Origin of the sequence: Lactonifactor sp. BIOML-A5, assembly GCF_009677585.1 — a bacterium.
Lineage (GTDB): Bacteria > Bacillota > Clostridia > Lachnospirales > Lachnospiraceae > Lactonifactor.
This window is the reverse complement of record NZ_WKYV01000001.1, coordinates 291,535-315,433: the sequence shown is the minus strand read 5'-3', so window position 1 is coordinate 315,433 and position 23,899 is coordinate 291,535. Positions and strand designations below refer to the sequence as shown.

Genomic DNA, 23,899 nt, shown 5'->3' with positions numbered 1-23,899 from the left:
AAAAATGGTCTCAAAGATGATATTAGAATATAATAGGTGGATAAATGAAACGACTACTAAAGAAATTTGAAAAGACGGTTTTATTAATATTAAAATTGGCTTTATATATTATATTACTGGGGATTTTTTTGTCGCTGATTTCTAAAGAGAATAAAGCAGTACTAGTTCCATCCCGTACAATGGGCATAACTATCAGTTCCTACGTGGTAGTAGGCTTGCTGCTTATATCTGCATATGGAAGGTATGATATTGGTAGAAGAAAAAGTAAACCAATCATATATTCTTTATCCTTGGCGGTAATCTGTACGGATGTTGTGGTATATCTGCAACTGATGATTATGAATACAATTACGCCTAGTGTTTCAGCGATTCGCTTTACTAGTATACCAATTTTACTGCTTATTATGCTGTTGCAAGTTTTAATTGTTGTGATTTTTGTATATGGGGGTAATGCGTTATACTTCTTTATCAATGAACCAGAGAGATGCTGTATTATAGCTTCATCGCAACAGGCGGTAAATGAAATTGCAAGAGGGATAATGAAATTCAGGAAACAGTACCTAATAAAGTATGTTGTTGATTATAGAAGGCATGATTTGCTTCGGTATGTGGAACAGGTGGATACGATATTTGTTATTGACGTACCGCTTGAAGCAAGAGGAAAGTTAATTGACTATTGCTATGAAAACATGAAAAACATATATTTTAATCCAGAGATACACGATATTGTTGAAACTACTGCAGAATATTATTTGCTGGATGATATATCATTAATTAATGCTAATGTAAAATCCTTATCTATTGAGCAAAGGATAATGAAACGTTTATTAGATTTGATTTTAGTTCTAATAGTAGGAATATTAAGTAGCCCAGTATGGGTGGTCAGCGCAATTATGATTAAAAGCTATGATGGAGGGAAAATATTATTCAAGCAGAAAAGAGCAACTTTAAACGGAAGAGAATTTGAAGTGTATAAGTTTAGAACGATGAAAGAAAATGTTGAGAACCGTTCTGTGACAAAGGATGATGACAGGATTACACCGCCAGGGAAAATACTCCGTAAAATAAGAGCTGATGAACTTCCTCAATTACTAAATATCTTAAGGGGAGAAATGAGTTTTGTTGGCCCCAGACCAGAGATGTTAGAGAATGTTAACGCTTATACGGAAGAACTTCCGGAATTTAAGTATCGTCTGAGAGCAAAAGCAGGTTTGACAGGATATGCTCAGATTGCGGGGAAATACAATACAAGCCCTAAAGATAAGCTTATGATGGACATGATGTATATTGAAAATTATAGTATTCTAAAAGATATACAGTTACTTTTTCAGACAGCTATTGTATTGTTGAAATCAGACAGTACAGAAGCCTTTGGAGCGGAGAATTGCGGCTTGAGAATTTTACCTTGCGGTGAAGAAGAAAAGGAAGGAAAGAATGATGAAAACATATGATTATATTATTGTAGGCGGGGGGCTATTTGGAGGAACATTTGCTTACCTTGCACAACAAAAAGGGAAAAAATGTCTTGTTGTAGAAAAAAGGAATACATTGGGCGGCAATATTTACTGCCAGAATATAGAGGGTATAAATGTTCATAAATATGGTGCTCATATTTTTCATACCAATAATAAGACAGTGTGGGAATTTGTGAATAGCCTTGTAGAATTTAACCGTTTTACCAATTCACCGATTGCTAATTATAAGGGGGAGATTTATAACATGCCCTTTAATATGAATACATTTAATAAAATGTGGGGAGTTAGCAGGCCGGAGGAGGCTAAAAAGATTATAGATTCACAAAGAAGCCAGATTAGTAATGTGCCGCAAAATTTGGAGGAACAGGCAATCAGCCTAGTGGGAACTGACTTGTATCAAAAGTTAATTAAAGGTTATACGGAAAAACAGTGGGGGAGAGACTGCAGAGAACTTCCTCCCTTTATTATTAAACGTATACCGGTTCGCTTTACCTATGATAATAATTACTTTAATGATCCCTATCAGGGAATTCCTGTTGGGGGGTATAATGAACTAATTAATGTACTGTTCGAAGGCTGCGATATTATGCTGAATACTGATTATAACAAAGAAAAAGAAAGATTTAATCAGATGGGCAATAAGGTACTATATACAGGAACTCTGGACTCTTTTTATGATTATAAGTATGGTAAGCTGGAGTATAGGAGTCTTAGATTTGAGTCTGAGGTGCTGGATTTGGAAAACTATCAGGGAGTTGCAGTGGTTAATTACACTGACAGGGAGACCCCTTATACAAGAGTTATAGAGCATAAGCATTTTGAATTCGGTACACAGAAGAAGACGGTTATTACCAAGGAATATCCTGCTTCCTGGAGAGAGGGAGATGAACCATATTATCCGGTGAACGATGATACGAATCAGGATTTATATGGTAGATATAAGGAACTGGCAGAAAACGAAGATAAAATAATTTTTGGCGGAAGATTGGCTGAATATAAATATTACGATATGGATAAAGTGATAGCTTCAGCTTTTAATCTGGTACACCAGGAATTTAATTAAGGAGTATTTTGATGACGGATATTAAAGTTAGTGTTATAATGCCTGTCTATAAGGTAGAAAAATACGTTGGAAAAGCAATTGAGAGCATTCAAAAGCAGACATTAAAGGAATTTGAGTTTTTGATTGTGGATGATGGAACACCTGACAACAGCGGTAAGATATGCGATGAGTATGCAAGACAAGACGAAAGGCTCAGAGTATTCCACAAAGAAAATGGAGGGGCACCAAGTGCTCGAAATATGGCAATAGACATAGCACAAGGGGAATATTTGTATTTTATGGATTCCGATGACTGGGCGGAATCTACTATGTTGGAGGATATGTATGAATTGGCAAAAAGAGATAGTGCACAATTAGTGATTGCGGGCTTTTATATTGACACCTATTACGATGAAAATAGATATCTGACGGATGAATTTGTGACTGATGATGCGGTATATCCGAATAAAGATGAATTTAGAAAAAATGCCTATAAGCTTTTTGATAAGAATCTGCTTTATACTCCTTGGAATAAGTTATTTAAAAGAGATTACATTCAGTCAAATAATTTGAAATTCCCGCAGACCTTCTGGGATGATTTTCCATTTAATCTCAGCATAGTAAAAAATATTGACCGGGTAACAGTTACTTCAAAAAAGTATTACCACTTCATGAGGGCAAGAGCGGAGTCTGAGACGGCAGCTTACCGACCGAATATGTACCAAAAAAGAGAAGAGGAGCATGAATGGATGCTGGACATCTATAAATATTGGGATGTACACAATGCAGAGAGCAAAGAAATGATTGCCAGACGTTATATTGAACGTTTTGTAGGATGTGTAGAAAATCTGACAAACCCTAACTGTGATCTTTCATATAGAGAAAAGAGGACGGAAGTAAAAAAGATGCTATCAAAAACTAGAGTTGCTCAGACGTGCAGAATTGCGAAACCGAATTCAAACTATATGAAATTATTACTGCGTCCCATTAAGTGGAAAAATGTTACATTAACATTATTAGAGGCCCAGGTTATTACTTTTGTTAAAACTAGAAATACAAAGGTATTTGCGAAACTGAAAGCAAGGAGATAAAGTGTGAGAGAGGAGCCGTTTATTAGTGTTGTAATGCCAGTCTATAATGCCCAGTGTTATTTAGATGAAAGTGTAAAGAGCGTGTTAAATCAGACTTTTTCCAATATTGAATTAATCCTAGTGGATGATTGCTCCAAAGATAAGAGCGGGGAAATTTGTGACTCGTGGGCTCTTGCAGATAAACGTGTCAAGGTTGTTCACCTTAAAAAAAACAGAGGGGCAGGAAATGCCAGAAACACCGGAATAGAGCTTGCTAGTGGTGTTTATCTTGCTTTTATGGACGCAGATGACTATATAGAGGAGAACTTATATCATGAGGCTGTACTGAGTATTGGTAAGTCAAATTTGGATATGGTCATCTGGGGACTTACAGAAGATTACTATAACAATGACAATAAACTAGTATTACAAAATGTTCTTTCTTTGGAAAAAAGAAACTGTATGGATTTAGTTGACGTACGTAAAATGGTCATAGAGTTAGAAAGAAAAACACTGTTTGGATATCAGTGGAACAGACTCTACCGAATGGAATTAATAAAAGAAAATAATATTCGATTTGAGGATTCTATTTTATATGAAGATTTCTTTTTTAACGTGTTGGTAATAAAGTATATTCAAAGTATGAGCATTTTGGAAAGTTCAGCCTATCATTATAAAAAGCGTATGAATGAAAGCATTACAGCTAGATTCGTTCCAGAATATTTCAAACTTAGTACTAGACGTGTCCATGAGATGTACGAATTGTATTCTTTGTGGGGAATGTGTACAAAAGATGTGAAAGATATATTGGGAAATATATATCTTAGATATATATTATCTGCTCTGATGAGAAATTTTGATAATCGTTCCAATATGACTGTTGTAGAGATTAAAGAGTGGTTATTAGCTGTTATTACGACTGAATTATATGGAGCCGTAAGTAAATATGCCGACGTAAAAAGTAAATCGCTAAAAGTTTTTCGCTTTTTTTTGAATCATAGAAGTGTTAATTGTTGTTGCTTAATGGGAAAAGTAGCATACTGGCTAAAAGTAAAATTTCCTATAGTTTTTTCTAGGGCTCGGATCAATAAATGAGGGAGTAAATAAAGTGAAGCGTATTTTAGTTTATGGGATGACGAACAACCCTGGAGGAATCGAAACCTACCTGATGAATATTTTGAGAAGTTTGGACAAAGATAGAATTACTTTTGACTTTGTAACAGATTTTCCAGAGATTGTATATAAGGAAGAAATCTTAAGCTATAATTCTAAAGTGTTTTATATACCTCCCAAGGGAAAAAAGCTATTTAAACATTGGACAAAGCTCTGGAGGATCTTAAGAGAACATCCGGAGTACCGTATAGTGTATTTTAATATATTGGATGCGGGAGCAGCTGTTACTATGCTTATTCCATGGATGCTGAAGAGAAGAATTATTGTCCATAGCCATAACGGATCTACAGATAAATTAAGACTTCATAATTATTGTCGGCCTTTATTGAACCTTTTTGCAGATAAATTTGTAGCATGTTCTCAACTGGCTGCTTCTTTTATGTTTGGAGATAATAAAAAGGATGAAGTTCTAATAGTTCCCAATGCTATAGACATTGAACAATACAAATTTAATCAGCATAAAAGAATAAGAACCAGAAACCTGTTAAATATTAGTGGGCAGTTTGTGGTTTGCCATATAGGAAGAATATCTGAACAAAAAAATCCTTATGGCTTGCTTAAGATTTTTAAAGAGGTATTAGTCAGGAAACCTGACAGTTTGCTTCTCTATATAGGCAGTGGAGAATTGGAGAAAGAAATTCATGAATATGCTGTTAATATCGGAATAAAGGATAAGATATATTTTATGGGTAAAAGAAAGGACATTCCTGAGTTATTATGTGCTTCTGATGTTTTTCTGCTTCCATCTTTTTATGAAGGGCTGCCAATTGTAGGGATTGAGGCACAGGCATCCGCTCTGCCATGCATACTTTCCGATACAATATCCAAAGAAATTGATATTACAGGTGATGTTATATTTTGCAGTTTAAATAAATCCCCAGGGGAGTGGGCAAACGTTATTTTAAACTGTCAAAATGCAAAGCGTATTTCTAATATAAATAAGTTACAGGAACGCGGATATAGTCTGAAAGAACATTCAGAAACATATTATAAGCTGTTGCAGTTTTTTGATACTTAAAAAGGAGAGACATAACGTGGTAAATAAGGGAAGTTTAGAGGGATTAGTTAAAATTTTAGAGATACTTTTTAAAGTGGGATTTATGCTATATGCGATTTTATCGTATAATAGTCTGACGTACGGTACCGTTATAATTTCTTTGGTTATGTGGCCGGTAGTTGTCGTAGGCCTGTTTCTGTTGGCTTATAGAATCGTATATTTTAAACAATATATAACAACACCTTTAATTATTACTTTAATGGCTTTTTTCATAAGCTTTATTCTGTCTACAGTTATTAACTATCAGTTTGAACTCAAACAAAATATAATAAATGGTTTATTTCTAGCATTTTATTTTTTCCTGCTATATGCAAATGATCGTTCCGTTGAAACGAAAAAAGTTTTAAAGGAGTTTCAAATTGTAAGCGTTGTTTTTTTATTATATATGTTTATTTCTGTAGCTATCAGTTTAACTTTTATGGTAACAGGTTATGGTAATGTGAGGAAACTGGCAGATGGATATGAAGTTGTTTCAGGGTTTGTATGGGGACGTCTTTACGGTGTCTTTTTAGATCCCAATTGTGGTGCTGTAATGGCCTGTGTTTCCATCTATCTGACGTTGTTTTTTATGAGTAAAGTGGTAAGAAAGTCAGTTAAAGCTTTAGGGGCTATTAATATTCTTCTCATGTTGAGCTTTATAGCTTTTTCTGATTCCAGAACAGGGAGACTATGTCTAGGCATTACATCAGGGATTTATTTGTATTGCTTTTTTATTAAGCGGAAAAAGGATGGAATTGGAAAATGGGGCTATTTTAGAATTATATTAATATCTGTCGCAGCAGTTGCAGTAATGACAAGTGTCCCCAAAGGGATAGCCATTAGCTATAATACAGTTCAGGGGCACTTAACAACAGAACACGGAGATTTAGATAAAATTGAAAGGGCGTATGATCTTGAACAGGATCCCAGTAATAGAAGATTTGATATTTGGAAAAGTGGAATTGAAATTTTTAACCAGAATAAATTCTGGGGCACTTCGTATAATGGCATCAGGCCATATGCCAGGGAGAATATGCCTCAGACATATATAGTAAACAATAGCCAAACGGATTTTAAAAATTTACACAATGAGTTTCTAAACGTTTTGGTTTCACAAGGTATAATCGGTGGGATTTTATTGGTAATACTAGTTATAAAGTGTTGCAGTATTGTTTTTTTAAAGCTTTTTAAGGTAAAGACATTGGATTTTCCAGTGACTTGTGTGATACTAATCTCATTATTGTGTATTGGAATAGAGAGTATGTTGGTCGCAGCAGGGATGTTTTATTACAATGTTCCAAGTACCAACTTATTTTGGATGTATCTGGGATACTTAATATACTTTTTGCAAAAGGAAGATTGCAAGAAATATGACAATGTTAATAATGAAAGAAGACACTGGTCTTAGTGCTTAGAAGCAGGAGGAACTATGGATAACAGTATAGATGTTGTCATTGCCTGGGTAGACGGCAGTGATCCCAATTGGAGGGAGGTGAAAAATGCGCATGATCCTTATTTCAAGGGAGACAGCAGAGATATAAGATTTCGGGACTGGGATAATCTTCAATATGTATTTAGAGGAATAGAGAAGTTTATGCCTTGGGTGAGAAAGGTACATTTTGTAACCTGGGGCCATTTGCCAAAATGGTTAAATACAGGCTGTAAAAAGCTTAATATTGTAAATCATACAGATTATATACCTAAGATATACCTACCTACATTCAGCAGCCACCCTATAGAGATGAATTTTCACAGGATAAAGGGTCTGGCAGAACAGTTTATCTATGCAAATGACGACATGTTTTTTCTGAAGGAAATGGAACCTGATATGTTTTTTAAAGAAGGACTTCCATGTGACTCTCTAGTAGAAACTGCATTGCAATTTCATAAAGGAGGTATTGATCACATTATAGGAAATAATCTTGAGATTATAAATGAACATTTTGAAAAACGGGATTGCAGGAGAAACCATAGCAGAAAGTGGTTTTCCCGCTGTTATGGAAAGCAGCTTTTTAGAAATCTGTATATGTATCCATTTAAAGATTTTACGGGCTTTATGGATCCTCACTTACCAATATCATTGAAAAAGTCCACATATATAAAGGTATGGGAAATGGAGTCAGAAAAACTTAATAGTACCTGTCTTCATAAAATTAGATCAGTTGAAGATGTCAATTGCTGGCTTTTTCGATATTGGCAATTAGTATCTGGTTCTTTCTATCCCAGAACTACAAATATAGGAAGATTTTTTAGCATTGGGAGAGATGATATTGAGATAGAAAGGGCAATTAAAAATCAAACTGTAAAAATGGTATGTCTTAGTGATGACAATGAAAATATGGATTTTGAAAAGGAAAAGGATTTTATCAAAGACTGTTTCCAGACGATTTTGCCAGAAAAGTCATCATTTGAAAAAATGGAGACTTAATTATGAGCGATAAAGTGAAAATGAATAGTAGGCTATTCTCAAATACTATTATGTTGTATATTCTTACATTTTCTAATTATTTGTTTAATTTTATAACAGTACCTTATCAGACCAGAGTGTTAGGCCCGATAATCTATGGTAAAATAGGGTTTGCGGTATCCTTAATGATATATTTTCAATTATTTCTTGATTTTGGGTTTCTTCTTTCTGCAACAGAAGAGGTTGCTCAGCATCGGGATGATCCTAAAAGGCTGTCTCATATTTTTACTTGTGTCAGCGCCTGCAAATTATTGCTAATTTTGTTATCAAGTATTGTATTATTATTCTTGTGTTCTAGTGTAGGAAGGTTTAAGGAGGACGTAAGCCTATATGTTCTGTATTTTATTTCCATAGCTGTAAATTCTTTTTTGCCGGATTTTCTTTATCGGGGATTGGAGGAAATGAAGGCCATAACGATCAGAACTGTTCTCATAAAATTATTTTTTACATTAATGATTTTTCTTTGCTTAAGACAAAAGGAACAATACCTTATTATTCCTATTTTAAATGTAATAGGAAACTCAGGTGCTTTGCTGGGAGTATACTGGCATTTAAATAAAAAAATGGGAATAACACTTTGTGGCGTTAAAATAAAAGATATACTTGAGGCATTAAAAAGATCCAGCTTTTTTTTCTACTCTAGGATCGCCTCTACTATATATAGCGCAACCAATACTTTTATTCTTGGCATTTTTTATGGCACAGAATCTCCGGTAGTGGGTTATTACACGTCTGCAGATAAGCTAATCACAACAGGAAAGCAAGCTATATCTCCAGTCACTGACAGCCTTTATCCCTATATGGTAAAGAACAAAGATTTTAAACTCATAAAAAAAATATTAATTATATTTTTACCGATTTTAACCATAGGATGTATTATTGTTGCCGTTTTTGCTGAACCGATTTGTGTTTTGCTATTTGGAAAAGCATTCAGGGGCGCGGGGACGTATTTAAGATTGCTTGCGCCAGTGGTATGGTGTGCTTTTCCAGGTATGCTTTTTGGATTTCCGGTTTTATCCCCGGTGGGATTGGCAAATTATGCAAATATTTCTAATGTAATTGGAGCGGCTATTCAGATAATACAATTAATAATTCTTTTTGCGTTGGGTATATTTAGTGCAAAGACAGTGGCAATAATCACGTGTGTCACAGAGATATTAACAGTGGCATTTCGGATAGGAGTTGTTGTACATTTTCGTGATAGATACAAGTGGGATTAAATATAACTATGTTGAGGATAGATACGGCGAAGGAGTAAAAGTGCATTATGATCAATGCAACAACCAAAAGAACAATTTATAAAATACTTGAGGTATGTTTTATCTTAATATCGGTATTAGTAGTAATTATATTTTATAACGAACAGATTTTTCAAAAGGCAGCTAATGAAAAAATCAGTGCATATTTATTTAACCTGAACGCCGAGGAAGATATCATAGAACTTAGAAATGGTGAAAAAGCCACTGTTTCATTTACTGCTACAAGGGAAGAAATAAGTGGAATTAGCTTTAAGTATAAAATTAGTAAGGCTTCTGATGCGCAGACTTCTGGTATAATTAGAGTTGCTCTGAAGAAAAACAATGTAGTTTGCCAGGAATGGAATACCGATATAAATGAAGCTCTTACTAAAAATAGTATGGAGTTAATTTGCGAATCTCCTGTCGAATCTAAAATCGGAGATGATATTGAATTTGAGATATCTGTAGAAAGCGCGGAGCTTTCTACACAGTTAATACTCCAGGGCACAAAAAAGGAAGTTTATTTTAACAGTCAAATTACAAAGGCGGGTAAAGTAATTGAGGGCACTCTTGCTTTTGGGGTGTTAGGTAAAAGTCCTTATATAAGTAAAATGTTTTGGGGTATTTCCCTTATACTATTTGCCCTTGTGCTAGCGGTATATCTTCTGATAAGGATAAAGAGATGTAGACTGGAAAGGCTGTTTTTATTGGTGGGAGGGATACTTCTCATTGTCTATCTGGCAGTTTTCCCCCCCATGTCTGCACCTGATGAACCAGGGCATATAGCCAGTGCATATGCGGTTGCTGACAAATTATTGATGAAAGAAAGTTTAGATGAGAACGGGAATACAATGATACGTAAAACGGATCTGATTATAAACAGTAATCATTGGAGACCGGATCAATCTACGTATAATCTTATCCATGACAATTTATTCGAACATGATCCTGATTTAAGCCCCGCGTCTTATGAACGGGGACCAATTAATGTTCCGTTCTGGAGTTATCTACCCCAGGCTATCGGAGTTGCTCTGGGAATGCTGTTGGGGCTTGGAGGAGTGGCTACCTTGTATTTAGGAAAACTGTTTGCAGGGATTTTTTATTTGCTAGGATGTTACTGGTCTATAAAAAAACTGCCAGCTGGGAAAATGGTTTTATTTATTGTTGCATTACTTCCGAGATCGCTAGAATTGGCTACTTCTTATTCATATGACACTATAGTTAATATGCTAAGCTTTGGATTGATTGGCTACTGTTTTTATTGTGCATATAATAGAAAAGCTGTAACATGGATAAATATTATAATTCTTATGGTTATGAATTTTTTCCTGGCACCGGTGAAGATTGTTTACTGCGTTTTGGCTGGATTAATTCTGCTGATACCTCAATCAAAATTCGCTAAAAAAGGAACTAAATGGATGGGGACCGGTTTATTGCTTACGACTGGTATACTGTCAATAGGGATTGCGAGAATGAGTTCTCTTTCAAATATGGCCCAGGGACAAACCTATGGCGGTTTGGGTCAGGAATTTGAAAGCCATACTCTGCCTATGTTGCTGCAGAATATTGGTTATACTATTAGAATGTTTGTAAATACGATCCGAGTAAATGGCGATGATTATCTTATTGGTATGTTAGGATGTAGGCTTACCTGGAAGGACTTGATTTATTTACCTTGGATGTTTGTCATTGCGTTTTTTATTCTATTACTCCTAGCGTCGGCGAAAACAGAGAGGGATGTGTTATTATTCGACTGGAAAGAAAAAGTATGGATGGGCTGCATTTGTGCTGCTGTAATAGGAGCAACCTTATTAGCGTTACTTCTTGACTTTACTCCGTTGGGCAGAGACCATATTGATGGTGTGCAGGGGAGATACTTTATTCCAATTCTGCCTTTGATTATTTTTATGTTTAGAAGCAGAGTAGTGGTTTTGAAAAGAAATATAGATAATTATCTGGTTATGCTTTTTACGTGTATACAGGTTGTAGCAGTTCTTCAGGTGTTTTCCAGAATTGTTGGTAGGTAATATAACGACGAACGAACAGGTAAGTGACCATTCAGTCACAGCCTGTTCGTTTATCTTTATGCCTTTTTAGACCAAATAACAAGATTAGAAGATTACATATCAAAAGGATTAACATTGTAACCATAAAAGCGACAACAGTTCCATAGAGAGCATATTTTTCTATTAATGGATAGGCAATAAGTCTAGCTACTATCCAGGATAAAAAATAACTTATGACGAGTACATGCTGAATGCGGATTACGGTTATAATATTATCGATTGCTGTTGCTAAAGAACTCATTCCTCCTGCAATCATAAGCATAATAAGTTCAGTTTTATATTTGGTTAAGTGTCTCGAATAAATAACCTCCAAAATAGGGATACCTAACAAATATGCTCCGATAATAGATAATATACCAAATAAAAATAAACCTCCTATTATTTTGTAGAGCATCTTATAAAATCTGTCTTTTCTATTTTGTGATAAAGCATAAGCCATTTCTGTCATAAATGGCCGTAAAAATATTAAAAAAAGATTAATTACAGATGCAGGCATAAAGATTATATTATAATCTGTCTGAATGCCTTGTGGTAGAATATTTTGTTCCGTGCATAGATCAATTGCATTTTTAGGTGCATTATATATTGCCATAATAAGGAATCCATTAATAAAAAGAGGGAAACACTGCCCGAAAATACCATATAATCTTTTATAATATTTTTTTATGTGTTGAATAACATGATTTAACTGTGAAAATTCTCTATATTTTCTTAAATCATATAAAGCAAAACAGAGGCAGGAGCTAATAAATAATAATGAGCATGATAAAATTAAGTTATTAGTTATATACATACCAACAGCAAAAATAAAACTAGAGAAGACTGCCTTTAAGGTTAAAGATTTACCTGCTAAATCTAATCTCCCTTTTTGCTGAAAAAGACCCTGAAAAACATCTGACATTGCCTCAATGCTTTTGTAAAGACATACAAAAAGTATTACAATTTTTTTATCTAAGGTATAACCTTTGAATTGGACATACAAAAAGGCAAATATCATCATAATGAAGCAGGTTATGATTCTAAATGTAAAGTAGTCTGTGAATTCATACTTTTCTCTTACATCAGTTGCTTGATAGTTTCTTACTTGAAATAGTCCTATGGTAACCAGCAGTTGTGACAAAGCAAAAGAATAACTGAACATATCGGCATAATAATTGTCTGTGGTTCTCGTAACAATCATTAAAAGAATCATGGATGTAACTGCATTACACAGGCTGCCTGCTAAATTCCAAAAGTATATTTGTCTCTTAGTAACTCTTATTTTATTATCCATATTCAACCTTCAATCTTATATTTAAGCTTTAAGTAAAATTTAAGCAATTTTGCAGTTATATTATAGCCGAAGGTTTTGTATAATCTTGCTACTAGCTTTACACCAGGATCTATATCATAATTTAAAAGATATGAATATTGTTTCATTTCTTGTTTATCTGATATAATAATATCATTTTTAATAAATTCAGCTTGCGCCATCCAGACGGAGTATGGATAAGCAAGATAGCTTAGATAGACCTTTTTAAAATCTGCATCGTTAATTTTTTCAGCCGCTCTGATATATTTAATACAGATGCTCTTTAAATCATTAAGGGTTTGATAAGTATTAGGTTTACTAGTCTGTGCTTCTGTATGTCCTTTTCTATATACATAGAAAGCTTTTTCATACCAGTCATACGAGGTGGCAGCTAATAACATTCGTGCAGTCCAGTCAGTATCTTCATTCCGTATACCGGAAGAAAAATATAAATTATTTTTTAATATCAATTCCCTTTTTATTACTTTAGACCAAACGGCTCGGTATAAAAGCCCTTTTTCCATGATTGACCGGATAGCATCGGTACGCTTTTGGTGCAAGACAGAACTTCTTGAGCAGGTCCTTGAAGGGTAGTTATAATGATTTTTATCCTGCCAGTAATCAATTGTAGAAAACATTAGTACATCGGAAGGACTCTCGGTTAATTGCTTAACTATTTCCTGCAAACATTCCGTGTTAATCCAGTAGTCATCATTGTCAATAAAAGTAATATAATCACCAGTAGCCATTTCTAAACCAGTATTCCTGGCTGCAGCAGTTCCCCCGTTCTTTTTATGGAACACTTTAACCCGGGGATCCTTGATTGCATATTCATCACATATATCTCCAGAAGAATCTGTGGATTCATCATCAATTAATATAACTTCTATATTTGTAAATGTCTGTTGCAACAAACTATTAATACAAACTTTTAAATATTTTTCCGCATTATATACAGGAACTATAATACTGACTAACATCTATATTTATCTCCTTAATACATAAATAAGTTCCGCAGATTATCATAACATATTATTAATATGTAAACAAGCAAATAAATATTCTGGATTGAATTTATAGTAATATTTTTATATTGCACATATTTTATCCATATACTATACTAATGTTATTATATACATAGAAAACACTGTGCAGGATAAAATAGTGCATATAAACATTTCTGTAAAATCATGGATGTGATAGGGGAGAGGAAGGTTATATGATAAAGAATATAAAAAGTAGAAAAATAGTATTTATGCTAATGCTACTATTTGCTTTATTGTTTTCATCAGTGATAGGTGTATCTGCAAAGGGGAATGAAGGTGGGACAAAAATACATTTTATATCCTTGTATACTACAGGTGATGCGATACTTTTAGAGAGCAATGGACATTTTGCTTTGATAGATTCTGGTGAAGACTGGGATTATCCTAATAATGAAGAGTATCCTCTTAGAGAAGGGATAACTACTCATTTGGGATTCGACCCTCAAGTAATACATTATCTTGAGAAATTGGGAGTTGAAGAACTGGAATTCTATATTGCTACACATGCGCATAGTGATCATATCGGAACGGGCGATGAGATTATTAGGCATTTTCCAACGAAAAGGTTATATATAAATGAATATAAGGACGAATATATGACAGATGCGCATGGCATAAATCCGGAAGATCCATATTTTAACCCTGATGCTGAGGAGAACCGCTTATGGGATAATCAATATGTTTATGACCGTATTATCCAGGCAGCAGAAGATACTGGAACTGAAATTATTACCAATCTGGATTTTGAAGAAAACGCAGAGTATAGGTTTCTGTCTCTAGGAGATATGGATATAGAAATTCTAAACTACGAGAGAGATAGAGACCAAGAGGGGAATATCATACCGGTATCAAGTGAAAATAACAATTGTTTAGTTACCTTAATAGAAGCTTTTGATAAGACTGTTCTTCTAACTTCAGATATGGAACCGTTTGATGGAGATAGTGTTAAAATTGCAGACCAAATAATTGATAAACTTTATAATTCTGAAGACATAGAGAATGATATGAATTCTAGCGTCACTATTGAACTGCCCGAAGGCGACAGTATGCACTCTCTAAAGGAACATGCGCAGAATACATTGGATGATATAGTTATGGACGTGCCGCAAAGCCGCCTTGCTCCTGTTCCCTCTCCAAACCAAGGAGATTCACCTAATACCAGCCAGAGGACAATTTCTTTGGATTTAATGAAAATGTGCCATCATGGTCGAGAATATAACAATCCCTCATATTTTTTGACCTCGTTAAATCCTAAAACAGTAGTTACAACGGGCCCTATGAACTGGGTGACAGAGGATTCACGTATGATGGCGGAATTAAAAGGTGCTCAGATCTTTTCTACTTGTACAAATTCTGCAGCTGTTGTGGCAACCATAACACCAGAGCTAATAACCACTGACTATGTTAGCCTGACGCCTGACTGGTTCTGGATTAATGATGCGTTGTACTATTTTGATGAATTTGGCAGGACGTGTTACCAGAAAACTGGAATGCAGAAGATTGATGGTAAAAAATATTATTTTGAGGATAAAGGTAATGTTCTAGCTGATGTTGGCAGGTGGAGCTATGGTGAAGATACTTATTTTATCACAGAAGACGGATCCTTTGCTACCGGGTGGTATTATGATGAAGAGAGTCAAGCGTATTCTTATTACGATAATGAGGGGAAAATGCAAAGAGACTGTTGGATAGAACAAAAGTATTATGTAGATAAAGATGGTATCTATCAGCCAGATCAACCTTTTCCGGTAGCAGGTTGGAAAAAGGAAGGCGGATTCTGGAGATATCAGAACTCAGATACATCATTTGCAAAAAACGAATGGAAATTTATTGATGGATATTGGTATTACTTTGGAAATGACAGTTTTATGCATACCGGTTGGATTCAATTAAATGGAGTTTGGTATTACCTGAACTCAAATGGTAAAATGGCAACAGGTTGGAACCAGATTGCAGGCCACTGGTATTATTTTATTCCTCAAAAAGGGAATATGACAACAGGCTGGAAATATATTGGGAATGCATGGTATTTTATGAGCACTGATGGAACGATGAAAACGGGATGGGTTTTAGATAATGGTTATTGGTACTATCTTGATTCCAGCGGTTCTATGGTAGTAGGTTGGAAAGAAGTTGGTCACAATTGGTACTATTTTAGCCATAATGGAATTATGAATGTGGGTTGGAAATATATAAATAATAAATGGTACTATTTAAAGCCAGATGGTGCAATGGCTACAGGATGGCTTTTGGACAACGGAATTTGGTATTATTTATATAAAAATGGTGATATGGCAGTGGGATGGCTGCCATTAGGAAATAAAAAGTATTACCTTAATGCTAATGGAGCTATGGTGATCGGCTGGAAATACATAAAAAATAATTGGTATTATTTTAGTGTGGATGGCGCTATGAGTACTGGCTGGCTGCTGGACGGCTCTAATTGGTATTACCTGAATTCTAACGGGGCAATGGCAACAGGAAGAATTGTCCTTAATAATAAAAGTTACAATTTATCATCTAATGGGGTTTGGATACCATGATGTTAACCTTAAATACAATGGGCTGCCGAGCGATATATAGTCCTAAGGCGGGGCATCATGATTTTACGACTCATGATGCCCCATATCTTTTTCCTGATATCCCTGCAGGAATCAATTAAGATAAACTGTAGCCTTATTTCCAGGGGTATGTTACTAATGTAAATTTTGGGGTATTATATAGGCATTAAGCGTAATAAGCACTTTAGTAATCGAATAAATTCAAATATTCTACATACTGGTATTTCTTGATTTCCTCCAGATCTTTAATTTCATCATAATAAAACCATTGGCCATCTGTATCCATACATCCTCGTACCGTAATTACCGGCCAGTCTTCATACAGGGTTTTTAAAAACACCTGATAATCATTTAGGTTCAGTCCTGCAGTCTCATATAGGAGATTTGATAAGTAATTAGCACTTATATGTGAGTACTCCTTTTCCTCAATTTCATAATTAGCCCATATGAAGAAAGGTACCTGATAATTAATCATTATTTCCTCAATAGTGCGTTCTTCTTCTGGTTTTCCAATTACTTCATTCCAGAGTTCAGCTTCTATTGAAGGCTGATGATCTCCGAAGAAAAGTATTATTACAGGTGAGTCTTCTTGAGAAAAATAATCTAACAAAAATTGGAGTGCGGAGTCTGATTGCTGAACTATTGAAAGATATTCTTCTGTGAGGGGGTAATCACCCTTCATATTAAGTGTAACGCTTTTTTCATAACCTGTATCATAGCCGCCATGATTTTGCATTGTTACGTTAAAGATAAAAAGAGGTGCGTTAGTATCATTATTATTGTAAATATCAATCACCTTATCATAGGAGCTGCGATCGCTTACCTTACCTCGTAATAATTCTGGATCGTAGAAATCATCAATAAAACTGGTATTACTTACACCGAAGCATTGATAAGCAATATCCCGCCCCCAGCCAGTACTCTCATAAGGATGTATAAAATGGGTTTTATAGCCTTTTTCGTTTAAATCTCCAATTATAGATGATGCACCCTCATGCACGTAATTAATAAATGGTATGCTGCCTTCTGGCAGAAGGGCCATTGAATTACCTGTCAGGAATTCAAACTCTGTATTGCTTGTAAGTCCGCCACAGATGGATACATAAAGATTCCCGCTAACCATGGGTGTGTCAATGGAATGAAAATAGGATAAATAGTCACTGCTCATTTCTGTAACTCCTAATCTGGTCAAGTCAGAGAAAGACTCATTCATGATAGTTATAATAGTAGGAGCCTCATTATTTATCACTACATTTCCAGTTTCAGTATTGTTCGAGTAAGAAGATAATACTTCCTGTGCAGCAGCTTTAGTATATCCTTCTGGCTTATCAGCAAAAAGGTATTCTATATTTGTCATAAAGCTCAATAGTGTTCCATTATCAATATACCCCTGTGTTCGGCTCCATACATAAGGCCTAACATCCATCTTTTCAATATATTGCTTATCGAAAAAAAATGAGGAATAAATTAAGATGATCGAGATTAGCGATAGATTTATAGGTATTCGGACTTTCCATTTATAGCATGAGAGATTGCCTTTTACAGCCAGTACACAAATTAATACTGTAATGATAATAACAAGCAGCATAGTTTGGTTCAATTGAAAGGTGTAAGCATCTGAGACACTAAGAGCTGTCTGTAAGGCTAGCAAATCCCCAGGATGAATGGGGACACCTTTAAACTGTAATATAAACTGATTAATAATCCCTGCTGAAACAAAAAAGACGTTACCGACAACTAAGGCAAGTGAAGTCCGGTTACTTAAGACAAAGAGAAGGCAATACATGGCATAATACCAGAAAAGGTTCATGGCAATACGTATACCGCTCAACTGTAATGCATTATTATTGTTTAAAAACTCTATCATTATGTAAGTGATAAAAGGTGTTATAATAAATATGAAAATACCGTAGATTTTTAATAAAAACGTCTCCTTACATAGCTGAAGAGGTATCAACCCAACTGTGATCAGTACTAGTAGTATTAATAGACAGGCGTTTTGTAGGGAATAGGGATATGCTTGATTCACCGAGGAGTACAAAAGGAGTGTTAGAAGTATGTAAAATAGGCTGCAAAAAAGTAGCTTTTTATTATAATGACAATAATTTTTCATAGATTTCCTCCCAAATCAGATCTAAACTTGGATATTTAATTTAAATTATACTATTTATATCTTAAACTAATCTTAAGAATCATAACATATAATATTACATAATCATACAAAATTTTACACAGATCTTACAATGTTCAAATAACAAATTATGGATAATAATTTTAATCATGGGAATCCTCTATATTAATATCCCCCATCAATTCTTATTTTGAATCGGGCAACTACAGGAGGAATATCCCATTATGAAACAGAAAACTTCAAAAAAGATTCTGTGGCACAGCCTTGCCTTCATGGCCTTCTCCACAGTCTGGAGCTTCGGCAATGTGATCAACGGCTTCGCGGAATACGGAGGCCTGAAGGCAATCGTCTCATGGCTGCTGATCTTCATTATTTATTTTATCCCCTATGCACTGATGGTTGGAGAGCTGGGTTCTGCCTTTAAATTCTCCAGCGGAGGGGTAAGCTCCTGGATATGGGAGACTATTGGTCCTAAAATGGCATATTATGCCGGATGGACGTACTGGATTGTCCATATGCCTTATATTTCTCAAAAACCCAGTGCCGCCCTGATTGCAGGAAGCTGGGCACTGTTTCAGGACAACCGGGCAAGTCAGATGAATACATTAGTCCTCCAGGGCATCTGCCTTGGTGTTTTTTTATTTGCCATGTATATTGCCTCAAAAGGGATACGAATTTTGAAGACACTGGCAACCCTTGCCGGAACTGCCATGTTTGTAATGTCTCTGCTGTATATACTGCTTATGATGGCAGCCCCCCTTATTACAGATGCGTCGCTTGTGAATATACACTGGGATTGGGACACATTTCTTCCTGCATTTGATATGAAATTTTTTACGGGATTGTCCATATTAGTATTTGCGGTTGGGGGATGCGAGAAAATTTCCCCTTATGTAAACAAAATGAAGGATCCCTCCAGAGATTTTTCCAAAGGTATGATAGCTTTGGCTGTTATGGTGGCAGTCTGTGCAATTCTAGGAACCATTGCTATGGGAATGATGTTTGATTCCCGCCATATCCCGGATGATCTGATGACCAACGGCGCGTATTATGCATTTCAGAAGCTTGGAGGTTATTACCATGCAGGGAACTTTTTTGTGATTTTTTATGCGCTTACAAATCTAATCGGTCAATTCTCCGTTATGGTGTTATCCATTGATGCCCCCTTAAGAATGCTTTTAGGAAGTGCGGACGACGAGTTTATTCCTAAAAAAATGTTTGTTCAAAATGCAAATGGGGCATATACAAATGGACATAAATTGGTTATGATTATTGTGGCAGTTTTAATTATTGTGCCTGCACTGGGGATTGGCAGCGTGGATGTACTGATTCGCTGGCTGATAAAGGTTAACTCTGTCTGTATGCCCCTTAGGTACCTTTGGGTATTTGTGGGATACATTGCCCTGAAAAAGTCGCAGGAGGATTTTCCCGCTGAGTACCGCTTTGTAAAAAGTAAGACGTTGGGAATTCTGCTGGGCGGATGGTGCTTTTTATTTACTGCCGCGGCCTGCGTGGGAGGGATCTATTCAGAGGATTCCTTTCAACTGGTATTAAATATTGTTACCCCCTTCCTTTTGGTGGGTCTGGGCTTTGTTATGCCGTATCTGGCGAAAAGGGAGCGGTTATAATTTTTGATGGAAAAGGAGAGGATAGAAATGACAGAAAAAAATTGTGAGTACCGCAGAACTGCGGAGGAACTCCTGGAGTTTATAGGGAAGAGTCCCACATGTTTTCACGTAGTAAAAAATATGAAAGAGGTTTTGCATACAGAAGGGTATGAGGAACTTTTGGAGAGTGAGTCCTGGGAACTGAAGGAGGGGGGGAAGTATTATGTGGCTAGAAATGAATCCTCCCTGATTGCCTTCAGAATTCCCCGCAGAAACTATATAGGGTACCAGATTATGGCAAGCCACAGCGATTCCCCTACTTTTAAAATCAAAGAGAATCCGGAGATGGAGGCGGAAAAACACTATACGAAGCTGAATGTAGAAAAATACGGCGGGATGCTCTGTGCTCCCTGGTTTGACCGTCCTCTGTCCATTGCGGGACGGATTTTGGTGAATGAAGGGGGAGAGATTGCAACCAGATTAGTAAATGTAGAAAGGGATCTGGTGATGATCCCCAATCTTGCAATTCATATGAACAGAGAAGTAAACGACGGATACAAGTATAATCCACAGACAGATATGCTTCCTGTACTGGGGGATGAGACTGCAAATGGGAGTCTGATGAAGATAATTGCAGATGCCGCAGAAGTTAGCGAAGAGGATATACTGGGACACGATCTCTTTTTGTACAACAGAGTGAAGGGCACTTTCTGGGGCGCCGGGGAGGAGTATATCTCAAGCGGGAGGCTGGACGATCTGGAATGTGCATTTTCGTCCTTCCGGGGGTTTCTGACTGCGGAAGATGGGGAGAGTGTTCCGGTACACTGTGTACTGGACAATGAGGAAGTAGGAAGCGGGACAAAGCAGGGTGCGGCGTCTACCTTTTTAAAGGACACACTGATGCGAATTAATAGGAGTCTGGGCAGAAGTGAAGAACAATACTATATGGCTCTAGCGTCAAGTTTTATGCTCTCTGCAGACAATGCTCACGGAGTGCATCCAAATCATGGAGATAAAGCGGATCCTGTTAATCGGCCGTATTTAAACGGAGGAATTGTACTCAAGTATAATGCAAACCAAAAATATACCACAGATGGGGTGGCAACTGCCGTATTCAAGACACTCTGCAAAGAGATAGATGTCCCCTGTCAGGTATTTACTAACCGCTCCGATATCGCAGGAGGCTCAACCCTTGGAAATATAGCAAACAATCAAACTGCTATGAACACTGTAGATATTGGTTTGGCTCAATTGGCAATGCACTCTCCGTATGAGACTGGAGGAGTGAAGGATGCATTCTATTTAGTTAAGGTGGCCAGAGAGTTTTTTGGCCTAAGTATTGTTCAGCAAGGGGCTGGGAGATTTTGCATTAGGAGGTAGAGAATAACACAGAAGATGACAGGGATGCCTGTTGAGTAATCCCTGCCATCTGACTGTTAAAGCGATCGAGAACGCAGGTACCAGAAAATTATAAATTATCGATATTTCTAAATGTCTCCATCAGATTTTATTGTTTACTTTAGATATATCGTATTGGGTGCGGTTGCATAATAATAAATTTCAGCTGACATATTTGCCATAAGATCCCGTTTTTCAGGTGTATTATATGTGCCGCCATTGGTATTATTCATAAGCCAGTCTGGGGCATCAAAGAAAGCTGCTTTCGGCTGGGTGAGCTTATAAAACTCTTCGCTTAATCCTCCGTTTCCATGGTGTCCCATCTGTATGTAATCTGTTTTGAGCTGAGAACCATACGCTGCGATAATTTCGTCACTCATAACAGCGCCCACATCGGAACAGAAAAGCATGCTTTCCTCTTTTCCATTGATCTTGAACATGAGTGATCCATCGTTGCACAGATCATTGGTTACCTGATCTACATGGTCATCGTATGCGCTGAATACATTTACAGTTAGACCAAGCAAAGAAAAGCTGTCACCGGTATGAAGATATTTCAGGCTGTCAGTTCCTTTCGTCAAATCCAAGAAGGTTTTATAGGTGTTAATATCATCCCATTCCTGGGCCTTTTTTTCATACGCTTGGTAATCCAGAGCAATCGTATAGATTTCTTTAATAGTAATTCCCTGTGGGTTGGCGTAGACTTGGTTAAAGGCGCCTATATGATCTGGATGAGGGTGGGTAAGAATCCAGGCATCAACGGAATTTCCTTTTTCTGCAATTGCCTCTCTTACATTTTCTTCATTATCAGTCCATCCGCCGTCAACTACTACAAGTCCTCCTGCAGAAGACTCGATGGTATAAAACATTTGGTTTTTTCCGTCATTGTCTCCATATTGTGTGATGGTCCAAGTTGTGTGAGAAGATTGAAATCTTCTGTAACTGGCGAACATAACAGCACATATAAGTATAAGACAGATTATGAATCCAATATACTTTTTCTTCATTTGTAGTACCTTCCTTTCAGTAATATTTTAATACATGTTTTGTAAAATGGCCAGAAAAAGATAATCAAAGGTACTATCTGCATAAAATATAAAATCTTGAAACATAGCACGGTAAATGCTATAATAATAAGCAGTGTGCAATTTTAAACGAGAATTTACGGAGGAAATTAAACCAATGAAAACATATGTAGTTACTGGGGGAGCAGGCTTTATCGGTTCTAACTATATCCATTATATGTTAAAAAAATATGATGATGCGATCCGAATTATAAATGTAGACAAGCTGACATATGCCGGCAACCTGGAGAACTTAAAGGATGTTGAAGACAGGGATAATTATACATTTATAAAAGCAGACATCTGTGACAGTGAGGCGATCAACAGAATTTTTGAGGAGAATGATGTTGACAGGGTGGTTCATTTCGCGGCGGAAAGCCATGTGGACAGAAGTATTAAAAATCCGGATATCTTTGTAAAAACAAACGTGCTGGGGACATTGGTAATGCTCAACGCTGCCAAGGCCGCCTGGGAACTTCCCGATGGTTCATATAAAGAGGATAAGCGTTTTCTGCATGTATCCACTGACGAGGTATACGGTTCACTGGAGAATGAGGATGAGTTTTTCTATGAGACAACGCCCTACGATCCGCACAGCCCATACTCTGCAAGTAAAGCATCCTCAGACATGCTGGTGAAATCTTATATGGATACCTATAAATTTCCGGCTAATATCACAAACTGCAGCAATAACTACGGGCCCTACCAGTTCCCGGAAAAGCTGATTCCTCTTATCATCAATAATGCTCTTCACGGCAAAAAACTGCCGGTCTACGGGGACGGAAAAAATGTCCGTGACTGGCTTTATGTAGAGGACCATGCGAAAGGAATAGACATGGTGCAGGAAAAGGGGAGGCTTTTTGAGACATATAATATCGGGGGACACAACGAAAAGCAGAACATTGAAATTATTCATATTATTCTGGATACGCTCCAGGATATGCTGCCGGAGGGAGATCCCAGGAAGAAGCTGGTGAGCAAAGAACTGATAACCTATGTGGAAGACCGGAAGGGCCATGACAGAAGGTATGCCATCGCACCGGATAAGATAAAGGAAGAGATTGGCTGGTATCCTGAGACTAAGTTCGAGGACGGAATACGTCTGACGATTCAGTGGTTCTTTGAACATGAAGACTGGATGAAACGTGTTACCAGCGGGGACTACCAGAAGTATTATGAGGAAATGTATCAATAAATAACAGGGCAGTTGGCTCGTCACGGCATCTTCTGACGG

At 36.5% G+C, this 23,899-nt stretch carries 17 protein-coding genes; 13 read left to right on the top strand and 4 right to left on the bottom strand.

Translation table 11 applies throughout. The features are described from left to right. The first annotated feature begins 44 nt into the window (after window positions 1–44). The 9 genes from GKG41_RS01340 to GKG41_RS01300 are packed head-to-tail and all read left to right on the top strand — an operon-like array spanning window position 45 to window position 11,528. Window positions 45–1,451 carry a sugar transferase gene (locus GKG41_RS01340; protein ID WP_154256473.1) on the top strand — a complete coding sequence of 469 codons (1,407 nt, stop codon included), beginning with the start codon at window positions 45–47 and terminating at the stop codon, window positions 1,449–1,451. After that, window positions 1,438–2,538 carry a UDP-galactopyranose mutase gene (gene glf, locus GKG41_RS01335; protein ID WP_154256548.1) on the top strand — a complete coding sequence of 367 codons (1,101 nt, stop codon included), beginning with the start codon at window positions 1,438–1,440 and terminating at the stop codon, window positions 2,536–2,538. The genes GKG41_RS01340 and glf overlap by 14 nt, the downstream gene beginning before the upstream one ends. Window positions 2,539–2,549: 11 nt before the next feature. Continuing rightward, window positions 2,550–3,608: a glycosyltransferase family 2 protein gene (locus GKG41_RS01330; protein ID WP_154256471.1), complete on the top strand. Its 1,059-nt coding sequence runs from the start codon at window positions 2,550–2,552 to the stop codon at window positions 3,606–3,608. Between the two features lie 3 nt (window positions 3,609–3,611). After that, entirely contained in the window at window positions 3,612–4,682 is a 1,071-nt protein-coding gene (locus GKG41_RS01325; RefSeq protein WP_154256469.1) for a glycosyltransferase family 2 protein, read from the top strand. A 13-nt stretch (window positions 4,683–4,695) separates the two neighbouring features. Beyond that, the gene (locus tag GKG41_RS01320) at window positions 4,696–5,778 is read left to right on the top strand and encodes a glycosyltransferase family 1 protein (RefSeq protein WP_154256467.1); all 1,083 of its coding nucleotides are present in this window, start codon (window positions 4,696–4,698) and stop codon (window positions 5,776–5,778) included. 16 nt (window positions 5,779–5,794) lie between these two features. Continuing rightward, entirely contained in the window at window positions 5,795–7,204 is a 1,410-nt protein-coding gene (locus GKG41_RS23840; protein WP_154256465.1) for an O-antigen ligase family protein, read from the top strand. Window positions 7,205–7,225: 21 nt separating this feature from the next. Continuing rightward, complete coding sequence (locus GKG41_RS01310) at window positions 7,226–8,224, top strand: stealth family protein (RefSeq protein ID WP_154256463.1); 999 nt, start codon at window positions 7,226–7,228, stop codon at window positions 8,222–8,224. Between the two features lie 2 nt (window positions 8,225–8,226). Then, window positions 8,227–9,483 carry an oligosaccharide flippase family protein gene (locus tag GKG41_RS01305; RefSeq protein ID WP_154256461.1) on the top strand — a complete coding sequence of 419 codons (1,257 nt, stop codon included), beginning with the start codon at window positions 8,227–8,229 and terminating at the stop codon, window positions 9,481–9,483. Between the two features lie 47 nt (window positions 9,484–9,530). Further along, window positions 9,531–11,528 (top strand): DUF2142 domain-containing protein, encoded by a 1,998-nt coding sequence (locus GKG41_RS01300; protein WP_154256459.1) that lies wholly within the window; start codon window positions 9,531–9,533, stop codon window positions 11,526–11,528. A 31-nt stretch (window positions 11,529–11,559) separates the two neighbouring features. Here the strand turns inward: GKG41_RS01300 and GKG41_RS01295 are convergent, their stop codons facing one another. Next, window positions 11,560–12,840, bottom strand: coding sequence for a lipopolysaccharide biosynthesis protein (locus GKG41_RS01295; RefSeq protein WP_154256457.1), 1,281 nt, complete (start codon window positions 12,838–12,840; stop codon window positions 11,560–11,562). 2 nt (window positions 12,841–12,842) lie between these two features. Beyond that, window positions 12,843–13,838: a glycosyltransferase gene (locus tag GKG41_RS01290; protein WP_154256455.1), complete on the bottom strand. Its 996-nt coding sequence runs from the start codon at window positions 13,836–13,838 to the stop codon at window positions 12,843–12,845. 239 nt (window positions 13,839–14,077) lie between these two features. Between GKG41_RS01290 and GKG41_RS01285 the strand changes: the two genes are divergently transcribed. Next, window positions 14,078–16,447: an MBL fold metallo-hydrolase gene (locus tag GKG41_RS01285; RefSeq protein WP_154256453.1), complete on the top strand. Its 2,370-nt coding sequence runs from the start codon at window positions 14,078–14,080 to the stop codon at window positions 16,445–16,447. A 202-nt stretch (window positions 16,448–16,649) separates the two neighbouring features. Here GKG41_RS01285 and GKG41_RS01280 read toward each other — a convergent pair whose 3' ends face one another. After that, window positions 16,650–18,578, bottom strand: coding sequence for an LTA synthase family protein (locus GKG41_RS01280; protein ID WP_154256451.1), 1,929 nt, complete (start codon window positions 18,576–18,578; stop codon window positions 16,650–16,652). Between the two features lie 242 nt (window positions 18,579–18,820). On the opposite strand from GKG41_RS01280, the gene GKG41_RS01275 reads away from it, so the two are divergent. Continuing rightward, window positions 18,821–20,224 carry an amino acid permease gene (locus GKG41_RS01275; RefSeq protein WP_072853669.1) on the top strand — a complete coding sequence of 468 codons (1,404 nt, stop codon included), beginning with the start codon at window positions 18,821–18,823 and terminating at the stop codon, window positions 20,222–20,224. A gap of 27 nt (window positions 20,225–20,251) precedes the next feature. Beyond that, window positions 20,252–21,583, top strand: coding sequence for a M18 family aminopeptidase (locus GKG41_RS01270; RefSeq protein WP_139249500.1), 1,332 nt, complete (start codon window positions 20,252–20,254; stop codon window positions 21,581–21,583). Between the two features lie 134 nt (window positions 21,584–21,717). On the opposite strand, the gene GKG41_RS01265 is transcribed toward GKG41_RS01270, so the two are convergent. Then, the gene (locus GKG41_RS01265) at window positions 21,718–22,608 is read right to left on the bottom strand and encodes an MBL fold metallo-hydrolase (protein ID WP_072853665.1); all 891 of its coding nucleotides are present in this window, start codon (window positions 22,606–22,608) and stop codon (window positions 21,718–21,720) included. 175 nt (window positions 22,609–22,783) lie between these two features. Here GKG41_RS01265 and rfbB point away from each other — a divergent pair, with 175 nt between their 5' ends. Beyond that, window positions 22,784–23,860 carry a dTDP-glucose 4,6-dehydratase gene (gene rfbB, locus GKG41_RS01260; RefSeq protein ID WP_154256449.1) on the top strand — a complete coding sequence of 359 codons (1,077 nt, stop codon included), beginning with the start codon at window positions 22,784–22,786 and terminating at the stop codon, window positions 23,858–23,860. Window positions 23,861–23,899: the final 39 nt, after the last annotated feature.